Raw genomic sequence first — 24,067 nt, 5'->3', positions numbered from 1 at the left:
GTTCCGTTTAAGGGATTCGTTATTTTGTCATGCAAATCGCCTACTCCATCGCGATTGGCGAGGAAAAATCCATGCGCTACGCGATCTATTTCACCCCTCCACAGGACGACCCGCTGACGCAGGCAACGGCGCGCTGGCTTGGGCGCGACCCCTTCAGTGGCGAGCCGGTAGCGCCCGTTGCCGCCGCGCCGTTCTCGGCGGCGGAAATCTCCTTTCACACGGCGGCGGCCCGCCGTTACGGCTTTCACGCGACGCTGAAGGCGCCGTTCCGGCTGGCTGAAGGCGAGACGGAAAAAGGCCTGATCGCCGCGCTGGATGATTTCTCTCGCCACAGCGAACCCCTATGCGTGCCGCGCGCCGTGGTGCGTCGCCTCGACGGGTTTTACGCGCTGGTGCCCGAGGAGCCGTTCGCCGCGCTCGACGCGTTCGCTGCCGGGGTTGTGACCGGGTTCGAACGCTTCCGCGCCCCATTGAGCTCCGAGGAGATCGATCGGCGCAATCCGGAAAGCCTCACGCCGGGCCAGCTTAAAAACCTGCAGAAATGGGGCTATCCCTATGTCTTCGAGGATTTCCGCTTCCACATGACCCTGACGGGTCGTGTGCCGCAGAGCGAGGCCGCGCGCATGGAACGCGCGATCGACGCGTTCTTCGGACCCCTGTTGGCCGAGCCATTAGAAATCACGTCGCTGGCCCTGTTCGTTGAGCCGGAGCCGGGTGCACCATTCCTGGTGAAGTCGTTCCATGAGCTTGGCTGGAAAAAAGAGAGAAAGACCGCCTGAAAATGACGCATGAGTTGGTTCTGAACAACGCCCGCATCGTGCTTGCCGACGAGGTCGTCGAGGGCAGCATCGCCATTCGCGACGGGTTGATCGCCGATGTTTCGCCGCGTGCAACAGCCATTGGCGAAGATATGCAGGGCGACTACCTGATCCCCGGCCTCGTCGAACTGCACACCGACCATCTGGAGCGCCACTACGCGCCACGCCCGAAAGTGCGCTGGAACCCGATTGCCGCCGTGCTCGCCCATGACGCGCAGATCGCCGCCTCCGGCATCACCACTGTGTTCGACGCGCTGCGCATCGGCCTCGACGAGGACAGCGATCTGGAAGCGTGCGAAATGCGCGACCTGGGCAATGCCATCGAGGGCAGCGTTGCCGCCGGCCGCCTGCGCGCCGACCATTTCCTGCATCTGCGCTGCGAGGTCTCGGCCCCCGATTGCCTGGAGGGTTTCGAGCTCTTCAAGGGCGACGACCGGGTCAAGCTGGCATCGCTGATGGATCACTCTCCGGGCCAGCGCCAGTTTACCCGGATGGAAACCTACGAGATGTACTATCGCGGCAAGACCGGCATGAGCGAGGATGATTTCCGCCGCTTTTGCGAAAAGCGCATGGAGCAGTCGCGCACGCACTCCACGGTCAACCGCGGCGCGATCTCCGACATATGCCGGGCGCGCGGCATTGTGCTGGCCAGCCATGACGACGCGACCCTCGACCATGTGGACGAGGCGGCGGCGCAGGGCGTTCGCGTGGCCGAATTCCCGACCACCGCCGAGGCGGCGAAGGCCTCGCGCGAGGCCGGCATGGCCATCCTGATGGGCGCGCCGAACGTGGTGCGCGGCGGCTCGCATTCGGGCAATGTCTCCGCGCGCAGCCTGGCCGAGGGCCGCACGCTCGACATCCTGTCGTCCGATTACATCCCTTTCAGCCTGATCCAGGCGGCCTTCTCGCTCGGCGAGACGGTGGAACACATCTCGCTGCCTGAGGCCGTCGCCATGGTGTCGAAGAACCCGGCCGAGGCCGTCGGGCTCGATGACCGCGGCATCATCGCGATTGGCCGCCGCGCCGATCTGGTGCGTGTGCGCGTCGACGAACACGTGCCGATCGTCCGCTCGGTGTGGCGCGAGGGGGCGCGCGTGGCATGAGGGCGTCCGCTTCGCTGGAGCGCGTCATCGACGAGCAGGATTTTCCGATCCGCCACGGCGTGTTCGTCGCCGTGGCCGGCCCCTCGGGCGCTGGCAAGGATTCGGTGATGGATTATGCGCGCCAGCGGCTCGGGCCGCAGGACAGCGACGTGGTGTTCGTCCGCCGCACCATCACGCGGGTGATAGATGGGGCGGGCGAAGAGCATGATTGCCTGACCGACGGCGCCTTCGAAGCGGCGCGGGCTGATGGCCGGTTCGCGGTGAGTTGGGAGGCCAACGGCCTGAAATACGGATTGCCGCTCAGCGTCGACACGGTGGTGCGCGACGGACATGTGGCGGTGGCCAACGTCTCGCGCTCCGTGATTCCCGCGTTGCGCGAGCGCTACGGCAACGTCATCGCGGTCATCGTTACCGCCGAACGCGGCGTTCTGGCCGAGCGCCTGTCGCGGCGCGGCCGCGAGACCCGCGAGGAGGTTCTGGAGCGGCTCGAGAGGGCGGATGCCAAGGAATTGGCGGTTCGCGATGCCACGGTGATCGACAATTCGGGTGCGCTTGAAGACGCCGGTGAGCGTTTCCAGAACATCCTGCGGCGGGCCGCCGCCTGGAGCGCCGTCAGCGATTCCGTCTGAAAAAAGGGCGGCTCTTCCGCCGCCCCTCATCCGCGTGAACAGCCCTTGCGGGCCGGAATCCGCTATTCCGCCTCGTCGGCCGATCCGGCGTTGAGCTGGCCGTATTTGGCCTCGCCGATCTTGCCGAGCAGTTCGAGCTGCGTTTCGAGGTAGTCGATATGACCTTCTTCGTCGGCCAATAGTTCTTCGAACAGCTTCATCGAAACGTAGTCGCCTGCAGCGTGGCAGTCGTCGCGGGACGCCTTGTACAGCTTGCGGGCATCGTGTTCGCCGGCGAGGTCGGCTTCCAGAACTTCCTTGATGTTCTGGCCGATGCGCAGCGGGCCGACGACCTGCAGGTTGGGATGCCCCTCGAGGAAGATGATTCGCTCGACCAGCTTGTCGGCGTGGTGCATCTCCTCGATCGATTCCTCACGCTCTTTCTTCGCCAGCTTGGTGTAGCCCCAATCGTCGAGAAGGCGATAATGCAGCCAGTACTGATTGACCGCGCCGAGTTCGTGGGTAAGCGCCTCGTTAAGCCGCTCGATAACCTTTTTGTCGCCTTTCATTGAACCTGCTCCCGTACCGCTCGCGCAGCGCGCGAACCTGATCTAGATAGGTCACGATCTCGGCGCCTTCGGCGCCGCTGTGACGGTGGTGGTACTCTTCGGTGACCCGGATGATCGTTTCCACCACATTTGGGAAGCAGCCGCAACAGCGACCACGCTTGGAGAGCGTGTGATAAACCTTGGCCGGCACGATGAGCTGCCATGCATCCTCGTCGAGAAGCGAGACGATGGTGTCTTCGACCTCTTTCTGGGTGATCATGTTGCACTGGCAGACAAGCATGGCGCGTCGGTCTCTCAGGTCGGGGCGGGGACGCCCCTTTGCCTGTGCACAAAACCGTCGAACTGGAAGCTTGTCCGTCACGAGCCTTCAAATCCCTGACATGCCGAAACATTGGCGAGTCGCATGGCAAAGGGCTAGCGACGAGGCGTCCGGTGATCGAGTGGGTTAAAGGCCCAGGCATCGTGGACGCATCCCGTGGATGCAGCGCAATAAAAACCGAGACCGGCCCGGTCTGTCAACAAAAACCTGACAACCATATTCAGGGAATGCTGCGGCGCGTTGGCGCGGCGGCTTATGCCTCGTATTTCTCCAGGAACGCTTCCGCCGTCATGGCGCGGAAATCGTCGAGCGCGGTGCGCAGGCGCAGATGATCCCAATCCCACCAGGCCAGCGCCTGGTAGCGCTCGGCGGTCCTGCGGTCGAAGCGCTCGCGGATCGGCTTTGCCGGCACGCAGCCGACGATCATGTAGGGCGCGACATCCTTCGAGACCACCGCTCCCGCGCCAACCACGGCGCCGTCGCCGACGGTGACGCCGGGCAACAGGATGGAGCCGTGCCCGAGCCAGGTATCGTGGCCAACGGTCACCTTGTTGCCGCGCCGCCAGTCGAAGAACTCCTCGTCATGCCTGGTATCCGGCCAGTAGTCGGACGAACGGTAGGTGAAGTGGTGCAGGGTCGGCCGCCATGTCGGATGGTTGGTGGCGTTGATGCGCACGCTTGCCGCAATGTTGGAGAATTTGCCGATCTCGGCGCACCACACGCCGCCATCCTGCATGATGTAGGAATAATCGCCGAGCGTCGTTTCATGGACGCGGCAGCGCTCTGCGATTTCCGTGTAGCGGCCGAGCGTCGAGCCGCTGACCTCGGCTGTCGGATGGATGAACGGACTTTCCGAAAGCTGTTTCATGCGGCTTGCCGATCCGGTGCGAAATGCGTGACATCGATAATGTGGTCGGCCACCGCCTGCCGCACCTCATGATCGTGGAAGATGCCGAGCAGGGCGACGCCGGCGGCTTTCTTCTCGGCGATCATGGCGATGACGATCGCGCGGTTGGCCTTGTCGAGCGAGGCGGTTGGCTCGTCGAGCAGCAGCACCGGATGATCGGTGATGAAGCCGCGCGCGATGTTGACGCGCTGCTGCTCGCCGCCCGAAAAGGTCGCCGGCGGCAAAGCCCACAGCCGCTCCGGCAGGTTGAGGCGCGCGAGAAGCGCCTCGGCCTTGCCGCGCGCGTCGGACAGCGCCACGCCGCGGGCGATCAGCGGTTCGGCCACCACGTCGCGCGCCGAAACGCGCGGCACGGCGCGCAGGAACTGGCTGACATAGCCGATCGTATCGCGCCGCACGGCGAGCACGGTGCGTGGATCGGCGGTAGCGAGGTTCACCAGATTGCCGCGATGCGTGACGATGACCTGGCCGCGGTCGACGGCATAGCTGCCATAGATCATCTTCAGGATCGAGCTCTTGCCGGCGCCCGACGGGCCGCCAAGTACGGCGCATTCGCCGGCGGCGAGCGAAAAGGAGACATCGGCCACCACCGGCAGGCGGATGCCGCCCTGCAGGTGCATGGTGAAGCTCTTGGCGACTTCGGAGACGACGAGGGGCGTTGCCATGGTCACACCTGCAGGATGGAGGAGACGAGAAGCTGGGTGTAGGGCGCCTGCGGGTCGTCCAGCACCCGGTCGGTCAGGCCGCTTTCGACCACATGGCCGTCCTTCATGACGATCATCCTATGCGACAGGAGGCGCGCCACGGCAAGGTCGTGGGTCACGACGATGGCCGACAGGCCCAGTTCGTGCACCAGCCCGCGCAGAAGATCGAGCAGCCGCGCCTGCACCGAAACGTCGAGGCCGCCTGTCGGCTCGTCCATGAAGACGAGGCGCGGTCCGGTGACCAGGTTGCGGGCGATCTGCAGCCGCTGCCGCATGCCGCCGGAAAAGGCGCGCGGCTGGTCGTCGATCCGGTCCTCGGCGATCTCGACGCGGCCAAGCCAATCCGTCGCCGCGGCGCGGATCCGGCCATAGTGGCGATCACCGACGGCCATCAGCCGTTCGCCGACATTGGCGCCGGCCGACACCGTCATGCGCAGCCCGTCGGCCGGGTTCTGGTGGACGAAGCCCCAATCGGTGCGCATCAGCATGCGGCGCTCCGCCTCGCTCATCCGGTAGAGATCGTGGAAGGCATTGTCGCGCATGCGGTAGGCGACGGAGCCCGAGGTGGGCATCAGCCGCGTCGACAGGCAGTTGAGCAGCGTCGTCTTGCCGGAGCCGGATTCGCCGACCACGGCCAGCACTTCGCCCGGCCAGAGATCGAACGAAATGTCCTCGCAGCCGATGCGGTTGCCGTAGAATTTGGAGACGGAGCGAACGCGCAGCAGGGGTTCGTCGGTCATTGGGTGCCTCCTTCGGAAATGGAGGAGGGCGGACCGTCCTCCCCGGCAAGGTGCCCGCGATGGCCTGCGTCGCGCCGTTCCTCGCAATGGTCCGTGTCGGAGCAGACGAACATCCGCCCGCCCTGGTCGTCAAGAATGACCTCGTCCAGATAGACATCCATGCCGCCGCACAGCGCGCAGGGCTCGTCGAAGCGCTGCACCTCGAAGGGGTGATCCTCGAAATCGAGGCTTTCCACCCGCGTATGGGGCGGAACGGCATAGATGCGTTTCTCGCGGCCCGCGCCGAAGAGCTGCAGCGCCCTCGACATGTGCATTTTGGGGTTGTCGAATTTCGGCGTCGGCGAGGGATCCATCACATAGCGCCCCTCGACCTTGACCGGATAGGCGAAGGTGGTGGCGATGTGGCCGTGCTGGGCGATGTCCTCATACAACTTGACGTGCATCAGCCCGTACTCTTCGAGCGCGTGCATCTTGCGTGTCTCGGTCTCGCGCGGCTCGAGGAAGCGCAGCGGCTCGGGGATCGGCACCTGGTAGACCAGCACCTGGCCTTCCTTGAGCGGCTCCTCGGGAATGCGATGGCGCGTCTGAACGATGGTTGCATCAGCCGTGTGCGTCGTGACCGCGACATGCGCCACCTTCTGGAAGAAGGCGCGGATAGAGACGGCGTTGGTCGTATCGTCCGCTCCCTGGTCGATGACCTTCAGCACGTCGTCGGGACCGATGATCGAGGCGGTCACCTGCACGCCGCCCGTGCCCCAGCCATAGGGCATCGGCATCTCGCGGCTGGCGAACGGCACCTGATAGCCAGGAATGGCGATGGCCTTCAGGATGGCGCGGCGGATCATCCGCTTGGTCTGTTCGTCCAGATAGGCGAAATTGTACTGGGCGATGGTGTCGCTGGGGGCGTTCATTCGGCGGCCTCCCGGCTTGTCGTCGCCTCATCGCCGGCCCGTCGGCGCTCTTCATATTCACGGCGCATTTGCCGCACAAGGCCAAGCTCGGCCTGGAAATCGACGTAATGCGGCAGCTTCAGGTGCTCGACGAAGCCGGTCGCCTGCACATTGTCGCAATGCGAGATGACGAACTCCTCGTCCTGCGCCGGCGCGGTGATGTCCTCGCCGAGCTCGGCGGCGCGCAGCGCCCGGTCGCACAGCGCCATGGCCATCGCCTTGCGCTCGGATTGGCCGAAGACGAGGCCGTAGCCGCGGGTGAATTGCGGCGGCACCTTCATCGACCCCTTGAACTGGTTGACCATCTGGCATTCGGTGACGCGGATGCGGCCGAGCGTGACTGGAAAATCCAGTTCCGGCACATCGATCTCCACCTCCACCGCGCCGATGCGGATTTCGCCGGCAAAGGGGTGATTGCGGCCGAAGCCGCGCTGCGTCGAATAGCCGAGCGCCAGCAGGAAGCCCTCGTCGCCGCGCGACAGGGCCTGCAGGCGCAGATCGCGCTGCATGGGAAATTCGGGCGGCTCACGGGTGATGTCGCCGGGCTCACGGTCTTCCGGCAGGGAACCGTCTTCCTCGATCAGCCCTTCATGGGCGAGGATGTCGGACACGCGTGGCATGGCCTCGTCGTCGGCGGCGCGCGCTTCAGGCACCGCCGGATCCTGGTCCTCGGCCAGCTCCGGATCGAGCAGGCGGTGCGTGTAATCGAAAGTGGGACCGAGCAATTGCCCGCCGGGCAGATCCTTGTAAGTGGCCGAAACCCGCCGCTCGACCCGCATCGCCGCCGTGTCGACCGGCCGCGTATAGCCGAAGCGCGGCAGCGTCGTGCGATAGGCACGCAGCAGGAAGATCGCCTCGATCATGTCGCCGCGCGCCTGCTTGACGGCAAGCGCGGCAAGCCCGGTGTCGTACAGCGAGCCCTCGGCCATGACCCGGTCGACGGCGAGCGACAATTGCCCGGCGATCTGCTCCAGCGTCAGCGCCGGCACGGAGCGATCGCCCCGGCGGCGGTCCGCCAGAAGCCGGTGGGCGTTGCGGATGGCGGCTTCGCCGCCCTTGACGGCTACATACATGGCTCGCCCTCCTGATTGACGATGCGGGTGGTGCGCGGCAGGGCGGCAAGGCCCTCCCGGCTGACGAGAACGATGTCGATGCCGCGCGGGAAGCGGGCGCGGTTCTGCGCCCATTGGCGGGCGAAATGGCGCGGCATGGGATGCGGGGAAAGCCGCGCCCGGCTTTCGATGCCGGGACCTTCAAGAACCAGCTCCGCGCCGCCGGTCAGGCTTTTCACCTGCAGGACAAGCGTCGCCGACCGGTCCGGATATTCCTGCGTCCCTTGGGCAAAATTCTCCAGGCCGATCAGGTTTTCCGCATCGGCGACGAAGATGAAATGCGCGTCGGCCGGCGTGTTGGCGAGCGGCGCGCCGGTATGGAAGGCGAGCCAGGTGCCGACCGCCTCCTCTGCCCGCAATGCCGGGTCGAGCCAGACGGGTGTATCCTGGTCGCACAGGGTCAGCGCCACACCGGCGGCTTCCGGTGTCAGTGGCGCCGGCGGTCTCGTGAGCGCAATGCCGCGATGCACCGTACCGGGTTCGGCCAGGGCCTGCATGACGGCGCGAAACATGCTCTGCGCGTCGAATACGGGATTCTTGAAACCGCCCTCGATGGCAATGGAATCGAACGCCATCAGTCTTCTCCCCGAACCATGGTGAAGAAATCCACCCGCGTCGCGGCCGTTTCGGCGCGGCGGGCTTCATCGGCCTCCGCCTGGCGGTGGCGCAAGGGGGTGAGGATCTTCTCCTCGATCACCGCTTCGAACTCCGGCCGTTGGCGCAGCGCGTCGATGACTGCCGCGATGCGCACCTTTTGCGTCTCGCGGCCCAGCGCATAGGCGTGGCCCACCGTGCCCGAGGGCAGCTTGACCGTCGCCCGCGTCACGGTTGCTTCGCCGAAATTGAACACAGCGCCGCCACCGCCCATGCGGCCGCGCAGCGTTACCAGGCCGGTTTCCGGGCCGCGCAACACAACCGCGTCGTCCGGCAGCCGCGCCTCTTGCCAGAGGTGAATGAGGGTTTTGCCGGGCGCTTCGGCGAGCACGGCCATCGCCTCGCGCCGCCGTTCCGTCACCGCCTGTCTTTCCTGACGTGAGACCATGAGTGTGTCCATCGATGATTGCGTGGTCAATTTGTCTATTGTTCTAGACAATTAAACATATTATAGTCTCTCCCTAAGATGTGTCCATGACGCGTTGATGACAGTCGGCTTCGGGAGCATGAAGAATTTGGGCCAGGGTGAAGGCGCGGTGATCGAGCGGCGCAGCGGCGTTGCCTTATGGCGGCAGATCGCCGACCGCATGCGGCGCGAGATCGCCGCCGGGCTTGCCGACGAGAGCGGGCGCATGCCACCGGAAGTGGCGTTGGCGGCGCGCTTTGGCGTCAACCGGCACACGGTGCGCTCGGCCATCGCCGCTCTGGTTCAGGAGGGTGTCCTGCGCGCCGAGCAGGGGCGCGGCACTTTCGTCGAGGGGCGTCAGCGGCTCGCCTATCCGATCCGCGCCCGCACGCGCTTCTCCGAAGGGTTGGCAAGCCAGACGCGCGAGCTGAACGCGGCGCTGCTCGGCCATGGGGTGGAGCCGGCGCCTGACGACGTCGCCAGGGCGCTGGGCCTGCAGGCGGGCGCCCGGGTCGTCCGCCTCGAAACGCTTTCACAGGCCGATGGCCGGCCCGTCTCGCGCGGGCGGGGCTGGTTCGATGCCGAGCGTTTCGGCGGCATGGCCAAGGCGTTCGCGCGCACCCGTTCGGTGACCGCTTCCTTCAAGGCGCTTGGGCTGACCGATTATCTGCGCCATTCGACGGTGGTGACGGCGCGGCACGCCGACGCGGCCGACCTGCGCGATTTGCAGTTGTCGCCCGGCGCCATCGTGCTTGTGACGATCGCCGTCAATGTCGATACGGAGGGGCGGCCGGTGCAGTATTCGGAGACGCGTTTCGCCGCCGACCGGATCGAGCTGCATGTGGAGGGAAGCGAAGGGAAGGCGGCCGGACAGGCTTTCCCGCCTGCCGCTGCTCACTCGCCGTTCACCCGGAAGTGACCCGGCCCGGCAGCCGAGCGCATTGATTTGCACGTCGCCCGCATGCTCTATCGGCTGGCTGCTGCATCCAATTCGGCGACTTGGGAGATCCAATTGCACAAACGCGTTCTTTCCTTGGCATTGCTGGCGCTCGGCATGGCGCCGGCTCTGGCCGAAACGACGAATCCCGATCCGCGGAAATGGGACGAGGTGCTGGCGCAGGCGCGCGGCGAGACCGTCTACTTCAACGCCTGGGGCGGTTCGCAGAACATCAATGCCTACATCGAATGGGCCGGCGAGGAGCTGAAGAAGCGTTTCGGCGTCACGCTCAAGCATGTGAAGCTGGAGGATACAGCCAGCGCCGTCGCCACCGTTGTCGCCGAGAAGGCCGCCGGCCGCGACGAGGCGGGCTCGGTCGATCTCATCTGGATCAACGGCGAGAATTTCGCCTCCATGAAGGGCCAGGGCCTGATCATGACACCGGGCTGGGCGGAGCAATTGCCGGGCTGGGCCTATGTGGATGCCGAGAGCAAGCCGACGATCCGCACCGACTTCACCATCCCCGTCGAGGGATTGGAAAGCCCCTGGGGCATGGCCAAGCTGGTCTTCTTCTACGATCAGGCGCGCACCGAGGTCGCGGCGCTGCCGCAGGATGCCGACGGGCTGCTTGCATGGGCGCGCGCAAATCCGGGTCGCTTCTCCTACCCGCAGCCGCCGGATTTCATCGGCTCGTCCTTCCTGAAACAGGTGCTCGCCGAAAAGATCGAGGACAAGGCGCTGCTGCAGAAGCCGGTCGACGAGGCGAATTTCGCCGAGGTGACCCGACCGCTGTTCGACTATCTCGACGCGCTCAATCCACTGATGTGGCGTTCGGGCAGGGCCTATCCGCAGAACTATCCGGCGATGAAGCAGCTTCTGGCCGATTCCGAACTGGACATCATCTTCGCCTTCAATCCCGCCGAAGCATCGAGCGCCATCGCCAATGGCGAGTTGCCGGACACGGTGCGCTCCTTCACCTTTCTCGGCGGCACGCTGGCCAACACCCATTTCCTGACCATCCCCTACAACGCCGCCGCCAAGGCCGGCGCGCTGGTGACGGCGAATTTCCTCCTCTCGCCCGAAGCGCAGGCGCGCAAGCAGGATCCCGCCATCTGGGGCGACCCGACCGTGCTGGCGCTGGCCAAGCTCGATGCCGAAGATCGCGCCCGCTTCGATGCCATCGATCTCGGCATCGCCACCCTGCGGCCGGACGAACTCGGCCCGGCGTTCGACGAGCCGCATCCAAGCTGGATGGAGCGCATCGAGACCGAATGGAAGCGGCGCTATGGGGTGGGCAACTAGGACCGCATTCTTGTTGAACGTCGGAGCCGCTCATACCCCCCTCTGCCCTGCCGGGCATCTCCCCCTCAAAGGGGGAGATCATCTTCTCCGCGATGCCGCGCGCCTCTTTGCTGCGTTGCAAGCTGCGAGCCGACGTCACTGCCGTTTAATCTCCCCCCTCGAGGGGGAGATGCCCGGCAGGGCAGAGGGGGGCAACACGCGCTCCAGCACTTGGCCGCGACCCGCGCCATGCTGAGCCGTCTCGGCCCCGTCTTCGCCATCGGCCTGCTGACGGCGCCCGTCGCCTTCGGCCTGGCCGGCACCGTCCTGCCGGCCTTCGGCTTTCTGCCGGCTCTGGGCGGCATGCGGTTCAGCCTCGCGCCCCTTGCCGCGCTGTTTGCCGAACCGGCCATCGCAGCCTCGGCCCTGATGAGCCTCCTCACGGGGCTGTCGACGGCGCTCGTCTCGCTCATCGCCGTCATGCTGTTCACCGCCGCCTGGAGCGGCACGCGCGCCTTTGCCCGCGTCCAGCACCTGATTTCGCCGCTGCTTTCCGTGCCGCACGCCGCCGCTGCCTTCGCGCTGGCCTTCCTGATCGCGCCGTCGGGGCTTCTCATCCGGATGGTCTCGCCCGAACTGACCGGCTGGCATCGTCCGCCGGACCTCCTGATCGTCCATGACCCCATGGGGTTGACCATGATGGCAGGGCTGATCGTCAAGGAAATCCCGTTCCTGCTTCTGATGACGCTTGCCGCCCTGCCGCAGGTCAAGCCGGCGCGCACGCGCACGCTGATCGCCGCGATGGGCTACGGGCGAATTGCTGGTTTCGTCTTCGGCCTGTGGCCGCAAATCTATCCGCAGATTCGCCTGCCGGTGTTCGCTGTCATCGCCTTCGCAACCTCGGTGGTCGATGTGGCGGCGATCCTCGGACCGACGACCCCGCCGCCTCTGGCGGTCCGGCTTGTCGGCTGGATGAATGATCCGGATCTGTCGATGCGCTTTCTGGCCTCCGCCGGCGCGCTGCTGCAACTGGCCGTGACGGCGCTGGCGATCGGCTTGTGGATCGGCCTCGAGAAATTGGCCGCCCGGCTGCGCGACCGCTGCGCTGGCGCCGGCCTGCGTCTGCGCGCCGATGCGCCCGTCCGCTGGGCGGCGCTGGCCGTGATGCTCCTGTCCGCCTTGGCGATCTTCGCCGGCCTCGCGGCGCTGGCGCTGTGGTCCGTCGCCGGGCTTTGGCAGTTTCCCGATGCGTTGCCGGCCTCCTTCGAGCTGCGCAACTGGCTGCGCGTCCTGCCGCATTTGCTGGAGCCCTTGCGAACGACGCTGATCGTCGCCTTGGTTTCGACGGCCATTGCGACGCTGATCGCGATCCTCTGCCTGGCGCGCGAGGATGAGATGGGCCACCCGCCGGGGCGCGGGGCGCTGGCGCTGATCTACCTGCCGCTGATCGTGCCGCAGGTCGCCTTCCTGTTCGGCCTGCAATTATTGTTCATCCTGATCGGTTCGGCGGCGACGTTGACGGCCCTGATCCTCGCCCATCTCGTCTTCGTGCTGCCCTATGCCTATCTGTGCCTGAAGGATCCGTGGCGCGCCTTCGACAAGCGTTACGACCAGTTGGCGGCCGGGCTTGGCAAGCCGGCGTGGCGGCGCTTTCTATCGATCCGCCTGCCGATGATGACACGGCCGATCCTGACGGTCGTGGCGATCGGGTTCTCCGTGTCCATCGGCCTCTATCTCCCCACTGTCCTGATCGGTGCCGGGCGGCTGACCACCATCACCAGCGAGGCCGTCGCGCTCGCCTCCGGCGGCAATCGCCGCGTCATCGGTATCTATGCCTTCCTGCAGATGATGCTGCCGATCATCGGCTTTGCCGTTGCCACGCTCGTGCCGGCGCTGATATTCCGGCGGTTTCGCGACATGCAGGTTTGAATCTGAATGAACACCGGATTGACCGAGACCGGCCTCTTTCTCGACCGGGTGACCATCGCGCTCGACGGGCGCGAAATCGTCGCCTTGACGCGCCGCGTGGCGCCGGGCGCGGTCCTCACCGTCATGGGTCCCTCGGGCGCCGGCAAGTCGACGCTGCTGGCCTATGTCGGCGGCTTTCTCGATCCGGTCTTCGAGGCGGGCGGCCGCGCCTATGTCGACGATCTCGAGATCACCGCGCTGAAGCCGGAGGATCGCCACATGGGCATATTGTTCCAGGATCCGCTTCTGTTTCCCCATATGAGCGTCGGCGGCAATCTTCTGTTTGCCCTGCCGCAGGATGTTCGCGGGCGCGAGGCGCGGCGCGCGCGCATGTGCCACGCGCTTGCGGGGGTAGGCCTTGCCGGTCTGGAGGATCGCGACCCGGCGACCCTGTCCGGTGGGCAGAAGGCCCGTGTCGCGCTCGCCCGCGTGCTGGCGGCCGCCCCACGCGCCCTGCTGCTCGATGAACCGTTCTCCAAGCTGGACGCGGCCCTGCGCCAGCAGATGCGCGAGCTGGTCTTTGCCAAGGCGCGCGAGAGCGGCCTGCCGGTTCTGCTCGTCACCCATGACGAGGCCGATGCGAAGGCGGCGGGCGGCGACATCGTGAAGATCGGCGAATGACCGTCGAGATGTCCCTGCCGAACCTGCCGGTGACGGAGGTCCTGCCTGCCTTGCGTGCCGCGCTCGATGTTGAGGGCAAGGCGGTACTTGTCGCTCCGCCCGGCGCCGGCAAGACGACGCTTGCGCCGCTTGCGCTGCTCGATGCCGGTTGGGCCAAGGCCGGCCGGATCGTGCTTCTGGAACCGCGTCGGCTTGCTGCCCGCGCGGCGGCGCGGCGCATGGCGGCGCTGCTCGGCGAACAACCCGGCGAGACGGTGGGTTACGCCATGCGCATGGAGCGCAAACTGTCGGCCCGGACGCGGATACTCGTTGTCACGGAAGGCGTTCTGGCGCGCATGATCGTCGACGATCCGGAACTGTCCGGTGTCTCGGCCGTGCTGTTCGATGAATTCCACGAACGCTCGCTGGATGGCGATTTCGCTCTGGCGCTGGCGCTCGACGTGCGCGGCGCGCTCAGACCCGATCTGCGCCTGCTGGTCATGTCGGCGACGCTCGATGGCGCCCGCGTCGCATCCCTTCTGGGCGATGCGCCGGTGATCGAAAGCCAGGGGCGCAGTTTTCCTGTCGATCTGCGCCATGCGGAGCGCCCGGCCGGCGAGGCGATCGAGGACACGATGGCGCGGACGATCCGCGCGGCACTTGCCGAGGAGGAGGGCAGTGTGCTCGCCTTCCTGCCCGGCCAGCGCGAGATCGAGCGCACCGCCGAGCGGCTCGAGGGGCGCGTGCCGGCGGATGTGGACATCACGCCGCTCTATGGCGGGCTCGACGGCAAGGCGCAGGACGCGGCGATCCGGCCGGCCGCAGCGGGGCGTCGCAAGGTCGTGCTGGCGACAGCCATCGCCGAGACCTCCGTCACCATCGATGGCGTGCGCGTGGTGATCGACAGCGGCCTGTCGCGCCTGCCGAAATACGAACCTTCCACCGGCCTGACGCGGCTCGAGACGGTGCGCGTGTCGCGCGCCTCGGCCGACCAGCGCGCCGGCCGCGCCGGACGCACAGCGCCGGGCATCGCGCTCAGGCTGTGGCGCGCCGAGCAGACGGCGGCGCTGCCGGCCTTCGCCCCGCCGGAAATCCTCGAGGCGGACCTTTCCGGCCTGCTGCTCGATTGCGCCGCTTTCGGCGTCGCCGATCCGGCAAGCCTCGCTTTCCTCGATCCACCGCCGGCGGCCGCTCTGACGGAGGCACGCGGCCTGCTTGTCCGTCTGGGCGCGCTCGCCGCCGATGGCCGGTTGACGGGAACGGGCCAGGCGATGCGCAAACTGGCGCTGCCCGTGCGGCTGGCGCATATGGTGGCGATGGCCGCCCGCGACGGGCATGCGCCGGCGGCTGCCGAGCTTGCCGTTCTTCTTTCCGAGCGTGGATTGGGCGGCAATGCGGTCGATCTCGATGACCGCCTGCAGCGCTTTCGCCGCGAGCGCGGGCCGCGCGCCGAAGGGGCACGCAAGCTGGCCGCGCGGCTGGCGAAGGCGGCGGGCGGCAAGATCGCTGCCGATACGCCCTCTGCCGGCGCCCTCTTGATCCATGCCTGGCCCGACCGGGTCGCCAAGGCGCGTGGCGCTTTCGGCCGCTTCGTCCTGGCCAACGGGCGCGGCGGCGTCCTTGCCGCCGAGGAGCGCCTTGCCGGTTCGCCCTATCTGGTCGTCGCCGATTTGCAGGGCCGGGCCGAGAATGCACGCATCGCTTCGGCTGCCGCCATCGGCGAGGAGGAAATCCTTGCCAAGCTCAATGATGAGATCGTCGAAATCAGCGAAACCGCTTTCGACCGCGACAAGGGCGCGGTGCGCCAGCGCAAATCGCGCCGGCTCGGCGCGCTGGTGCTGTCCGCCCAGCCATTGCCGCCCCCCCAGGGCGTGGATGCCGATCACGCCATTATCGAGGCGGTGCGCGCCCACGGACTGGCGCTCCTGCCGTGGGACAAGGAGACGGAAGCCTTGCGCCGGCGGCTTGCCTGGCTGCGCCGCGCCAAGGGCGACCCCTGGCCGGACATGGGCGAGGCGGCGCTGCTTGCCGGGCTGGAAGACTGGCTGCTGCCTTTCCTGGCCGGGGACGCCGTACTGTCCAGGCTCAAGCCGGCCATGCTGCGCGATGGGCTGATGGCGCTCGTGCCGCATGATCTGCAGCGCCGCCTGCCGGCGCTGACGCCGACCCATTATGACGCTCCCTCCGGCAGCCATGTGCCGATCCGCTATGAGGAAGAAGGGCCGGTTCTGGCGATCCGCGTCCAGGAACTGTTCGGCCTGAAGTCCCATCCGACCGTGGCCGACGGCGTTCCGCTGAAGCTGGAGCTTCTGTCGCCGGCGCACCGGCCGATCCAGACGACGCTCGACCTGCCCGGCTTCTGGGCCGGATCCTGGGCCGATGTGCGCGCCGACATGCGCGGCCGCTATCCGAAGCATGTCTGGCCCGAGGATCCCGCCAATGCCGCCGCGACACATCGCGCCAAGCCGCGCGGCAAATAAGGCTTGGAGCGGCGGCGGACTTCCCGCATAACGCGGCTATGCTTGAAGACATCAGGGCACACGATCCGAGCCACGGCCTGCGGCTGAACACGCTGATCAAGCTGCGCTGGCTGGCCATCATCGGCCAGAGCGCGGCGGTCATCGTCGTTGCCTACGGACTCGACTTTCCCTTGCCGGTCGGCCTGTGCTTCGCGCTGATCGCCGCCTCCGCCTGGCTGAACGTCCACCTGGCGCTGCGCTATTCGGCAGCGCACCGGCTGGCGCCGCAGGCAGCACTCGGCATCCTCACCTTCGATGCGTTCCAGCTCGCCGGTCTTCTTTACATGACCGGCGGCCTGACCAATCCGTTCTCGCTGCTGATGACCGTGCCGGTGGTCATATCGGCGACATCTCTGCCATTGCGCTGGACGGCGCTGCTCGGCTTCCTGGTCGTTGCGCTGACCACCGGCCTTGCCGTGTTCCACCGACCGCTCCCCTGGTTTCCAGGCACCGAGCTGGTGATGCCGCTGATATACGTCATCGGCATGTGGATCGCCGTCGTCTCCAGCATCGCCTTCACCGGCGTCTATGCCTATCGCGTGGCTGAGGAGGCGCGGCTTTTGGCCAATGCGCTTGCCGCCACCGAACTGGTGCTGCAGCGCGAGCAGCACATTTCGGCGCTCGATGGGCTGGCCGCCGCCGCCGCCCATGAATTGGGCACGCCGCTTGCCACCATCGCGCTTGTCGCCCGCGAGATGGAACGCGCCATGGGCAAGGACGAGCGGTTCAGCGAGGATGTGACGCTTTTGCGCACGCAGAGCGAACGCTGCCGCGACATATTGAAACAGCTTACTAGCCTGTCCTCCGAGGGCGAGGCGCATATGGCGCGCCTGCCGTTCACCTCGCTGATCGAGGAAACGGCGGCGCCGCACCGCGATTTCGGCATCGACATCCGTTTCGAGCCGGGCGCGGCCGAGGGACCGGAACCCGTCGGCCGGCGCAACCCAGGCGTCCTTTACGGGTTGGGAAACCTGGTCGAGAACGCCGTCGACTTCGCCCGGGAGACGGTGACGATCCGTTGGCATTGGGACGAGGAAACCGTGGGATTGCTGGTGATTGACGACGGATACGGCTTCCCGGCGGAGATCCTCGATCGCATTGGCGAGCCCTATATGTCGAAGCGTTCGGCCAGCGCCAGCAGCAGCGGCGGCGGGCTGGGGCTTGGCCTGTTCATCGCCAAGACGCTGCTCGAGCGCTCCGGCGCGACCATCCGTTTCGGCAATCTGGCGGAGAAGGGCAAGGGCGCCTTCGCCGAGGTGATCTGGCCGCGCGCGTTGTTCCTGGCGCCGCGTGCCGGCCTGGAACCGGATGAAAAGAACCCTAAATTGGAAAGCTGACGAAGATAGGCTAGAAACATTCTAGTGGTGCGATCCCAACAGATGGTGCCCATCTGTTGGGACAAAGCGCCCCACCAGATCAATAGTTTGTGGGCTGCCTTTCCGAAACAGATAGGGACCATCTGTTTCGGGCAGACCACCAGGAAAAGAAACGTGCTGAACGTGCTGGATATGACAAGCGAAACCGCAGAAGACCCGGAGATCGTGCTGGGCGAAGATCGTTCCCTGTTGATCGTCGATGACGACAAGCCTTTTCTCACCCGGCTTGCCCGGGCAATGGAAAGCCGTGGCTTCGTGGTCGATACCGCCGAGACCGTGGAAGACGCTGTGGCCCGCGCCAAGGCCGCGCCGCCGGCCTTCGCCGTCGTCGATATGCGCCTTGCCGACGGCAACGGGCTGGATGTGGTTGCCGCCATCCGCGAAAGGCGCAAGGACGCACGCACCGTCATCCTGACCGGCTACGGCAACATCGCCACGGCCGTGACGGCGGTTAAGCTCGGCGCCGTCGATTACCTGGCCAAGCCCGCCGATGCGGACGACATCTACACCGCCCTGACCCGAGGCGCCGGCGAGAAGGTGGCGCCGCCGGAAAACCCGATGTCGGCCGACCGGGTGCGCTGGGAGCATATCCAGCGCGTGTACGAAATGTGCGACCGCAACGTCTCCGAGACGGCGCGCCGCCTGAACATGCACCGCCGCACATTGCAGCGCATCCTGGCCAAGCGCGCCCCGCGCTGACCGGCGGCACAACGCCGGCGGAGCCGCGCCGGCCAACGCGAATGAGACGAGACAAACTTTGCCGGCTGCCAAATGGCGGTTGGCAAGCTTGGGTTTATGGACAAGCGCTGCGTGGAGCGTTACAACTGCAAAACAGGTATTTTTTCCTGTTTCAGTGGTCTAGAGTGTTTTTGCAGACGGGTGGAATCACCTGACGTCCGTATAACCGCGGAAAAACAACGAGATAGAGCGTCCTTTATGCGTCCGGAAGCACGCATGGCGCTCTAGAAGGATGAACCGCCGTGCTTTCGCACGAGAAGGTCTGGGCAGCCATAGACGCGCTGGCCGCGCGGCACTCCCTGTCGGCCTCCGGCCTGGCCCGGAAGGCGGGGCTCGATTCGACCGCGTTCAACAAATCCAAGCGCCTGTCGGCCGATGGTCGCCCGCGTTGGCCGTCGACGGAATCCCTGTCCAAGATCATCGAGGCGACCGGTGTCACGCTGGCGGATTTCCTGGCTCTGCTGCAGGGCGGCGGCACGCCGTCTGGACCCTACGGATCGCCGCCGGCCAGCGTTCCGCTGATCGGCTTTGCCCAGGCGGGCGTCGGCGGCTTCTTCGACGATGCGGGCTTTCCTGCCGGTCAGGGCTGGGATCATGTGGACCTGCCGACCCCGGCGCGCGAGGGGGCCTATGCGCTTCAGGTCCAGGGCGAATCCATGCTGCCGCTCTACCGCGACGGCGACACGCTGATCGTCGATCCGGCGGCCCGGCTGCGGCGCGGCGACCGCGTCGTCGCCAAGACGACGGGCGGCGAGGTGATGGCCAAGATCCTGCTGCGCCAGACCGGTGACAGCGTCGAACTCCTCTCCCTCAATCCCGAACACCCCAACCGTGTGCTGAACAAGTCCGAACTGGAATGGATGGCGCGCATCGTCTGGGCGAGCCAGTAGACGATGCGGCTCGGAGATCGCATGCGCGTCGGATGCGGGGTTTTCGCTACGGTTGTTCTGGCGGCTGGCGCCAATTCTCCAGCCTGGGCGCAGGAGCGCCGCGCGCCGCGCATCATCGCCCCGGAACTGATCGCCCCGCCGCCTGTTGATCCATCGACGCTCAATCGTTTGACGCCGCGCGCACCGCTAAGCGACTTGGCCGGACCGGCGCCCGAACCCAAAATTGCCGACACGCTGTACTTCAGGCCGGTGGCCGTCGCCGCCGGAATGGTCGAAGCCGAGGGGCGTACGATCACCATCGCCGGCATTCGCATTATCGCGCCAGACCGCGTCTGCGATGCCGCGGCCGGCGGGGCCTGGCCCTGCGGCAAGCAGGCACGCACCGCATTCCGCTACTGGCTGCGCGGCCGCGCGCTGGAATGCCATGCGGGTGCGGCGACGCCCGAAGCGGAAAAGGCAGCCCCCGATACCCCGTTGCAATGCACGCTGGCTGGCTATGACGTCGGCAGATGGCTGGTGGAAAACGGCTGGGCACTCGCCGAGCCCGACGGCCCCTATCAGGACGAGGCCGAGGCGGCCCGCCAGACGCGCAAGGGCATCTTCAGCGGCGGGCCGTCCGCTTTGTGACCCAGAGCATCTGAGCTGCCAGGTGGAATTACCTGACGTCCGCATAAATGCGGAAAAACAATGAGATAGACCGGTTCAGCGTTTCTATGAAATCCTGACCCTAGGTGTCAGTTCGACAAGCTGCCGTCCAGCGCCGCGTCGATCATGGCGCGGGTTTCCTTGACGCCGTAAAGCGCGGCGAAGGAGCCGAAGCGAGGGCCGCGCTCCTGCCCCAGAAGTACCTGGTAGAGCATCTGGAAAAACGTTCCCGAGACGCCGGGACCGCCCGACGGGCTCTTGCGTTGGTGATCCTGGTAGCGCTCGATGCCGCGCGCCACGTCGAGAATGGCGTTCTGGATCGCCTCGCCATCGGCGTCCTCGGGCAGGGCGCCAAGCGTCTGCGAAAGGGCCGCAAGCGCCTGCCGCTCCACATCGTCGGGCGCGCGAAACGCCTTCGTCGGTTTGACGAAATCCTCGAAATAGCGCAGCGCATAGCCGGTCAGCCGGTCGAGCTCGGGATGCGTCTTCGCCGTCACGCCCGGCGCGTGGCGCGAGATGAAGCCCCACAGCACGTCGGTGTTCTGCGCGTTGGAGGCGCTCACCAGATTGAGCAGCAGCGCGAACGGCACCGGCAGCTCGATCGACGGCGGCTGGCCGTCATGCATGTGCCAGACCGGATTGCCGAGCCGGTTCTTCCAATCCTGCCGCGGATACGCCGACAGGAAGCTGTAATACTCGTCGACGGCGCGTGGGATGACGTCGAAATAGAGCTTCTTCGCCGCCTTCGGCTTCTGGAACATGAACAGCGACAGGCTTTCCGTCGGTGCGTAGGCGAGCCATTCGTCGATGGTCAGGCCGTTGCCCTTCGACTTCGATATCTTCTGGCCCTGCTCGTCGAGGAACAGTTCGTAATTGAAGCCTTCGGGCGGCGTGCCGCCGAGCGCCGTACAGATCTGCGCCGCCAGCTTGACGCTGTCGATCAGGTCCTTGCCCGACATTTCATAGTCGACCTTCAGCGCCGCCCAGCGCATGGCCCAATCGGGCTTCCATTGCAGCTTGCAATGGCCGCCGGTGACGGGCGTCTCGAACCGTTCGCCGCTGTCGGGATCGCGCCAGACGATGGTGCCGGCGTCGAGCTTGCGCTCTTCCAGCGGCACCTGCATCACCACGCCGGTCTTCGGGTGGATGGGCAGGAAGGGCGAATAGGTCTGCGCCCGCTCCTCGCGCAGCGACGGCAGCATGATCTCCATCACCGCGTCAAAGCGCTCGAGCATGGTCAGGAGCGCCGCGTCGAAGCGGCCTGCCGCGTAATACTCCGTCGAGGAGGCGAACGCGTAATCGAAACCGAACCGGTCGAGAAAGGCGCAGAGCCGCGCATTGTTGGCCGCACCGAAGGACGGATACTCGTTGGAGAACGGGTCCGGCACCCGGGTCAGCGGCTTGCCGAGATGAGCGCGCAGCATCTCCTTGTTCGGCACGTTGTCCGGCACCTTGCGCAACCCGTCCATGTCGTCGGAGAAGCACAGGATTTTTGTCTTTACCTTGTCGCCGGTCAGCACGCGGAAGGCATGCCGAACCATCGACGTGCGGTTGACCTCGCCGAACGTGCCGATATGCGGCAAGCCGGAAGGACCGTAGCCGGTCTCGAACAGCACTGTCTGAGGGAACGCGCCGCCTTCGTAGCGTTTGACGATCTTGCGCGCTTCCTCGAAGGGCCACGCCTTGCTCTCGGCAGCGGCTTCCATCACTTCGGGCGTCAGTTCAAGCGCGTCCAGGCTTGGCGTCGTCATATCGCATTCCGGAAACTGGTTTCACACAAAGAGCTTCTTGAGGGCCAAGCCTGTAAGGTGGCCTCGCCCATGCGTCAATCGAGGCCACAGTTTTTCGTTGCGGCATCGCGTCCGCCTCCCTACCTTCCGGGCTTCGCGATCCTGCAACCGGAGCACAAAATGCCGGAGTTCAAAATGGCCGAGCCGACCGCCCACGAAGCCCTGATCTATCTGATGGTCGTCATGTCGGCGGCCGACCGTGACATGACCGACGCGGAACTCGCCATCATCGGCGACACCATCCGCACATGGCCGGTCTTCGGGACCTTCGACGAGAACCGCATCATCGAGGTGGCGCGCCAGTGCCAGCAGATCCTGCAGGAGGATACCGGGCTCGAGCGCATCCTCGGCGCCGTGCGCGATACCGTGCCGGCAAAGCTTCACGACACGGCCTATGCGCTGGCTGTCGAGGTCGCTGCCGCCGACAAGCATCTGGAGCCGGAGGAAAAGCGCATGCTGCACATCGTCCGCAGCCGGCTGCATCTGGAGCCGCTGGTGGCGGCGGCCATTGAGCGGGCCGCTCAGGCCAAGCGCCGCGCATTGGTCTGATCTTTCGCTGATCAAGCGCATTTGACTGGTTCGCTCAGCCCACAAGCCATTAATCTGGTGGGGCGATTTTTCCTAAAAGATGGGTAGCATCTGTTAGGATCGCACCACTGGCTTCGGGATAGTCGCGGCATGAGTGATTTTCTGTTCTCCGAAGCGGCGGTCCGGCTTGCCGCCTTTGTCGGAATCTTCACCGTGATGGCCGCTTTCGAACTCTGGTCGCCGCGCCTGGAAAGGCCGGAGATGACCGGTGCGCTGAAATCACGCCGTTGGCTTGCCAATTTGTCGGTGGTGCTGATTTCCTCGCTGGTCCTGCGCGTCGTCTTTCCGGCCGCCGCCGTCGGCGCCGCGGTCTGGGCTCAGGCAAATGGCTGGGGCTTGTTCCGTCTGGCGGGCCTCGACCCGCTCGTGGCCGGGTTGATTTCATTCGTTCTTCTGGATTTCGCCGTCTGGCTGGAACATGTGGCAAGCCACAAGATACCGATCCTGTGGCGCATCCATCGCATGCACCATGCCGACAACGGTTTCGACGTCACCACCGGCTTGCGGTTTCACCCTCTGGAGATCGTTCTGTCGATGCTGTGGAAGGCCGGCATCGTCGTGGCGCTCGGCGCGCCGGTCCTGGCGGTGCTGATCTTCGAGATCGTCTTGAACGGCAGCTCGATGTTCAACCATTCCAATGTCGCCCTGCCGCAAAGGCTCGACCGGGTGCTGCGCCGCCTGGTGGTGACGCCCGATATGCATCGCGTGCATCATTCCACCATCCACCGGGAGACGGATTCCAACTACGGCTTCAATTTCCCCTTCTGGGACCGGCTGTTCGGCACCTACATCGCCATGCCGCGCCTGGGGCATCAAGGCATGGAAATCGGTCTGCCGGATTATCGCGGCGCGCTGACGGCGCGGCTGGGCTGGATGCTGCTCCTGCCGTTTCGCGCGCTGCGGCGGCGGTAGAGCTTTTTCTGGCTGGCTGGAGCCGTGTCGCCTTGGTGTGAGGGGTTCAGTAGAAGCTGACCGGAAAATAACGCAGGTAAAGCTCGGCGAAGGCGCCGCCGGCCTCGATCTGGGTCAAGGCAAAATCGATTGCTTCCACGAGCGCCGGCTGATCGCGCGGCACGGCGATCGACAGGCCCTGGCCGAGATAGCTGGGCGCCAGATAAGGCCCGCCGGCGAAGGTGCAGCATTGGGCGGCATCCTTGCCGGCCAGCCAGAAGCTGAGGCGCATCCCGTCGCCGAACAAGGCATTGATCTTGCCTGCCTTCAAATCCTCCTGGAGCCAGTCCGCCCGGTCGTAGGTGACGGCCCTGGCCTGTGGGAACAGGGCGCGCAACAGCGCTTCATGCGCGGTTCGCGCCAGGACGCCGACACGCTTGCCATCGAGGTTTGCGGCAAGCGGCTCATCGAGCCTGGTCGCCCGCAATGTCACCAGCCGTGCCGGAAAGCGCATATAGGGCTGGGAAAACAGGTAACGGTCGCGATTGTCCGCGGTGACGGCAAGTCCGGCGATGATCGCTTCTCCCTGCTTGTTGCCGAGCGCCGCCTGCATCTCCGGCCACGGCAGGGCCTGGATCTGGCAGCGCTCGGTCATGTCGAGCTCGACGCAGATCTTGCGTGCCAGGTCGACATGGAAGCCGCTCAGGACACCCGTCGCGTCAAGGTAGTTGAAAGGAAAGAAATCGACCGTCGTCAGGAATCTCAGCCTGGGAAGCGCGGCCAGATCGGGCTTCGACAGGCGTTGCTTGGGGCCGCCGAAGCCCGGCACCTGGCCCGGCGCTGGAGAGGGGATTTGCGCGGCCTGCGCCGTACTGCAGAAAAAAGCAGCGACCAGTAAAGTCATCAGGAAGCGCATGCCTGGTCCTCCATTCGAGCGCCAGCGGAAAGCATGAT

General features: G+C 65.9%; 25 protein-coding genes. 14 read left to right on the top strand and 11 right to left on the bottom strand.

The window, feature by feature from the left end:
- The first annotated feature begins 71 nt into the window (after positions 1 to 71).
- The 3 genes from AB843_RS18025 to phnN are packed head-to-tail and all read left to right on the top strand — an operon-like array spanning position 72 to position 2,550.
- The gene (locus AB843_RS18025; RefSeq protein ID WP_048648319.1) at positions 72 to 779 is read left to right on the top strand and encodes a DUF1045 domain-containing protein; all 708 of its coding nucleotides are present in this window, start codon (positions 72 to 74) and stop codon (positions 777 to 779) included.
- Between the two features lie 2 nt (positions 780 to 781).
- Entirely contained in the window at positions 782 to 1,921 is a 1,140-nt protein-coding gene (locus tag AB843_RS18020) for an alpha-D-ribose 1-methylphosphonate 5-triphosphate diphosphatase (protein ID WP_048648266.1), read from the top strand.
- Positions 1,918 to 2,550 carry a phosphonate metabolism protein/1,5-bisphosphokinase (PRPP-forming) PhnN gene (phnN, locus tag AB843_RS18015; RefSeq protein WP_048648265.1) on the top strand — a complete coding sequence of 211 codons (633 nt, stop codon included), beginning with the start codon at positions 1,918 to 1,920 and terminating at the stop codon, positions 2,548 to 2,550. Before AB843_RS18020 ends, phnN begins: the two co-directional genes overlap by 4 nt.
- A gap of 62 nt (positions 2,551 to 2,612) precedes the next feature.
- Here phnN and bfr read toward each other — a convergent pair whose 3' ends face one another.
- The 9 genes from bfr to phnG form a co-directional block, all read right to left on the bottom strand.
- Entirely contained in the window at positions 2,613 to 3,098 is a 486-nt protein-coding gene (gene bfr, locus AB843_RS18010; protein ID WP_048648264.1) for a bacterioferritin, read from the bottom strand.
- Positions 3,064 to 3,378, bottom strand: a complete 315-nt coding sequence (locus tag AB843_RS18005; protein WP_048648263.1) for a (2Fe-2S)-binding protein — start codon at positions 3,376 to 3,378, stop codon at positions 3,064 to 3,066. The genes bfr and AB843_RS18005 overlap by 35 nt, the downstream gene beginning before the upstream one ends.
- A 292-nt stretch (positions 3,379 to 3,670) precedes the next feature.
- The gene (locus AB843_RS18000; protein ID WP_048648262.1) at positions 3,671 to 4,285 is read right to left on the bottom strand and encodes a DapH/DapD/GlmU-related protein; all 615 of its coding nucleotides are present in this window, start codon (positions 4,283 to 4,285) and stop codon (positions 3,671 to 3,673) included.
- Entirely contained in the window at positions 4,282 to 4,989 is a 708-nt protein-coding gene (gene phnL / locus AB843_RS17995; protein WP_048648261.1) for a phosphonate C-P lyase system protein PhnL, read from the bottom strand. The genes AB843_RS18000 and phnL overlap by 4 nt, the downstream gene beginning before the upstream one ends.
- A gap of 2 nt (positions 4,990 to 4,991) precedes the next feature.
- Positions 4,992 to 5,768, bottom strand: a complete 777-nt coding sequence (phnK, locus tag AB843_RS17990) for a phosphonate C-P lyase system protein PhnK (protein WP_048648260.1) — start codon at positions 5,766 to 5,768, stop codon at positions 4,992 to 4,994.
- Positions 5,765 to 6,679 (bottom strand): alpha-D-ribose 1-methylphosphonate 5-phosphate C-P-lyase PhnJ, encoded by a 915-nt coding sequence (locus tag AB843_RS17985; protein WP_048648259.1) that lies wholly within the window; start codon positions 6,677 to 6,679, stop codon positions 5,765 to 5,767. The genes phnK and AB843_RS17985 overlap by 4 nt, the downstream gene beginning before the upstream one ends.
- A complete protein-coding gene (locus AB843_RS17980; protein ID WP_048648258.1) occupies positions 6,676 to 7,791 on the bottom strand; it encodes a carbon-phosphorus lyase complex subunit in 1,116 nt (371 codons plus the stop codon). The genes AB843_RS17985 and AB843_RS17980 overlap by 4 nt, the downstream gene beginning before the upstream one ends.
- The gene (gene phnH / locus AB843_RS17975) at positions 7,782 to 8,405 is read right to left on the bottom strand and encodes a phosphonate C-P lyase system protein PhnH (RefSeq protein ID WP_048648257.1); all 624 of its coding nucleotides are present in this window, start codon (positions 8,403 to 8,405) and stop codon (positions 7,782 to 7,784) included. The genes AB843_RS17980 and phnH overlap by 10 nt, the downstream gene beginning before the upstream one ends.
- Positions 8,405 to 8,872: a phosphonate C-P lyase system protein PhnG gene (gene phnG, locus AB843_RS17970; RefSeq protein WP_048648318.1), complete on the bottom strand. Its 468-nt coding sequence runs from the start codon at positions 8,870 to 8,872 to the stop codon at positions 8,405 to 8,407. Before phnG ends, phnH begins: the two co-directional genes overlap by 1 nt.
- Before the next feature lie 118 nt (positions 8,873 to 8,990).
- On the opposite strand from phnG, the gene phnF reads away from it, so the two are divergent.
- The 9 genes from phnF (at position 8,991) to AB843_RS17925 (ending at position 19,826) form a co-directional block, all read left to right on the top strand.
- Positions 8,991 to 9,809: a phosphonate metabolism transcriptional regulator PhnF gene (gene phnF / locus AB843_RS17965; protein WP_048648317.1), complete on the top strand. Its 819-nt coding sequence runs from the start codon at positions 8,991 to 8,993 to the stop codon at positions 9,807 to 9,809.
- Between the two features lie 93 nt (positions 9,810 to 9,902).
- On the top strand, positions 9,903 to 11,129 hold the full coding sequence (locus AB843_RS17960; protein WP_425286821.1) for an ABC transporter substrate-binding protein: 1,227 nt from the start codon (positions 9,903 to 9,905) through the stop codon (positions 11,127 to 11,129).
- Between the two features lie 228 nt (positions 11,130 to 11,357).
- The gene (locus AB843_RS17955; protein ID WP_048648255.1) at positions 11,358 to 13,037 is read left to right on the top strand and encodes an ABC transporter permease; all 1,680 of its coding nucleotides are present in this window, start codon (positions 11,358 to 11,360) and stop codon (positions 13,035 to 13,037) included.
- 6 nt (positions 13,038 to 13,043) lie between these two features.
- Complete coding sequence (locus tag AB843_RS17950; RefSeq protein ID WP_048648254.1) at positions 13,044 to 13,697, top strand: ATP-binding cassette domain-containing protein; 654 nt, start codon at positions 13,044 to 13,046, stop codon at positions 13,695 to 13,697.
- A complete protein-coding gene (gene hrpB / locus AB843_RS17945; RefSeq protein WP_048648253.1) occupies positions 13,694 to 16,156 on the top strand; it encodes an ATP-dependent helicase HrpB in 2,463 nt (820 codons plus the stop codon). Before AB843_RS17950 ends, hrpB begins: the two co-directional genes overlap by 4 nt.
- A 38-nt stretch (positions 16,157 to 16,194) precedes the next feature.
- Positions 16,195 to 17,532, top strand: coding sequence for an ActS/PrrB/RegB family redox-sensitive histidine kinase (locus tag AB843_RS17940; RefSeq protein ID WP_048648252.1), 1,338 nt, complete (start codon positions 16,195 to 16,197; stop codon positions 17,530 to 17,532).
- Positions 17,533 to 17,703: 171 nt separating this feature from the next.
- A complete protein-coding gene (locus AB843_RS17935) occupies positions 17,704 to 18,270 on the top strand; it encodes an ActR/PrrA/RegA family redox response regulator transcription factor (protein ID WP_048648316.1) in 567 nt (188 codons plus the stop codon).
- A gap of 281 nt (positions 18,271 to 18,551) precedes the next feature.
- A complete protein-coding gene (locus AB843_RS17930) occupies positions 18,552 to 19,199 on the top strand; it encodes a S24 family peptidase (RefSeq protein WP_048648251.1) in 648 nt (215 codons plus the stop codon).
- Positions 19,200 to 19,220: 21 nt separating this feature from the next.
- The gene (locus AB843_RS17925; RefSeq protein ID WP_048648315.1) at positions 19,221 to 19,826 is read left to right on the top strand and encodes a thermonuclease family protein; all 606 of its coding nucleotides are present in this window, start codon (positions 19,221 to 19,223) and stop codon (positions 19,824 to 19,826) included.
- 107 nt (positions 19,827 to 19,933) lie between these two features.
- On the opposite strand, the gene AB843_RS17920 is transcribed toward AB843_RS17925, so the two are convergent.
- Positions 19,934 to 21,595, bottom strand: a complete 1,662-nt coding sequence (locus AB843_RS17920) for a lysine--tRNA ligase (protein ID WP_048648250.1) — start codon at positions 21,593 to 21,595, stop codon at positions 19,934 to 19,936.
- A 174-nt stretch (positions 21,596 to 21,769) separates the two neighbouring features.
- Between AB843_RS17920 and AB843_RS17915 the strand changes: the two genes are divergently transcribed.
- Positions 21,770 to 22,183, top strand: a complete 414-nt coding sequence (locus AB843_RS17915; protein ID WP_048648314.1) for a tellurite resistance TerB family protein — start codon at positions 21,770 to 21,772, stop codon at positions 22,181 to 22,183.
- Positions 22,184 to 22,312: 129 nt separating this feature from the next.
- Entirely contained in the window at positions 22,313 to 23,134 is an 822-nt protein-coding gene (locus AB843_RS17910) for a sterol desaturase family protein (RefSeq protein WP_048648249.1), read from the top strand.
- 46 nt (positions 23,135 to 23,180) lie between these two features.
- Here AB843_RS17910 and AB843_RS17905 read toward each other — a convergent pair whose 3' ends face one another.
- Positions 23,181 to 24,029, bottom strand: a complete 849-nt coding sequence (locus AB843_RS17905; RefSeq protein ID WP_048648248.1) for a transporter substrate-binding domain-containing protein — start codon at positions 24,027 to 24,029, stop codon at positions 23,181 to 23,183.
- Positions 24,030 to 24,067 lie beyond the last annotated feature (38 nt).

Source organism: Nitratireductor soli (genome assembly GCF_001050155.1).
Taxonomy (GTDB): Bacteria; Pseudomonadota; Alphaproteobacteria; order Rhizobiales; family Rhizobiaceae; genus Nitratireductor; species Nitratireductor soli.
This window is presented reverse-complemented; position numbering and strand designations above follow the sequence as displayed.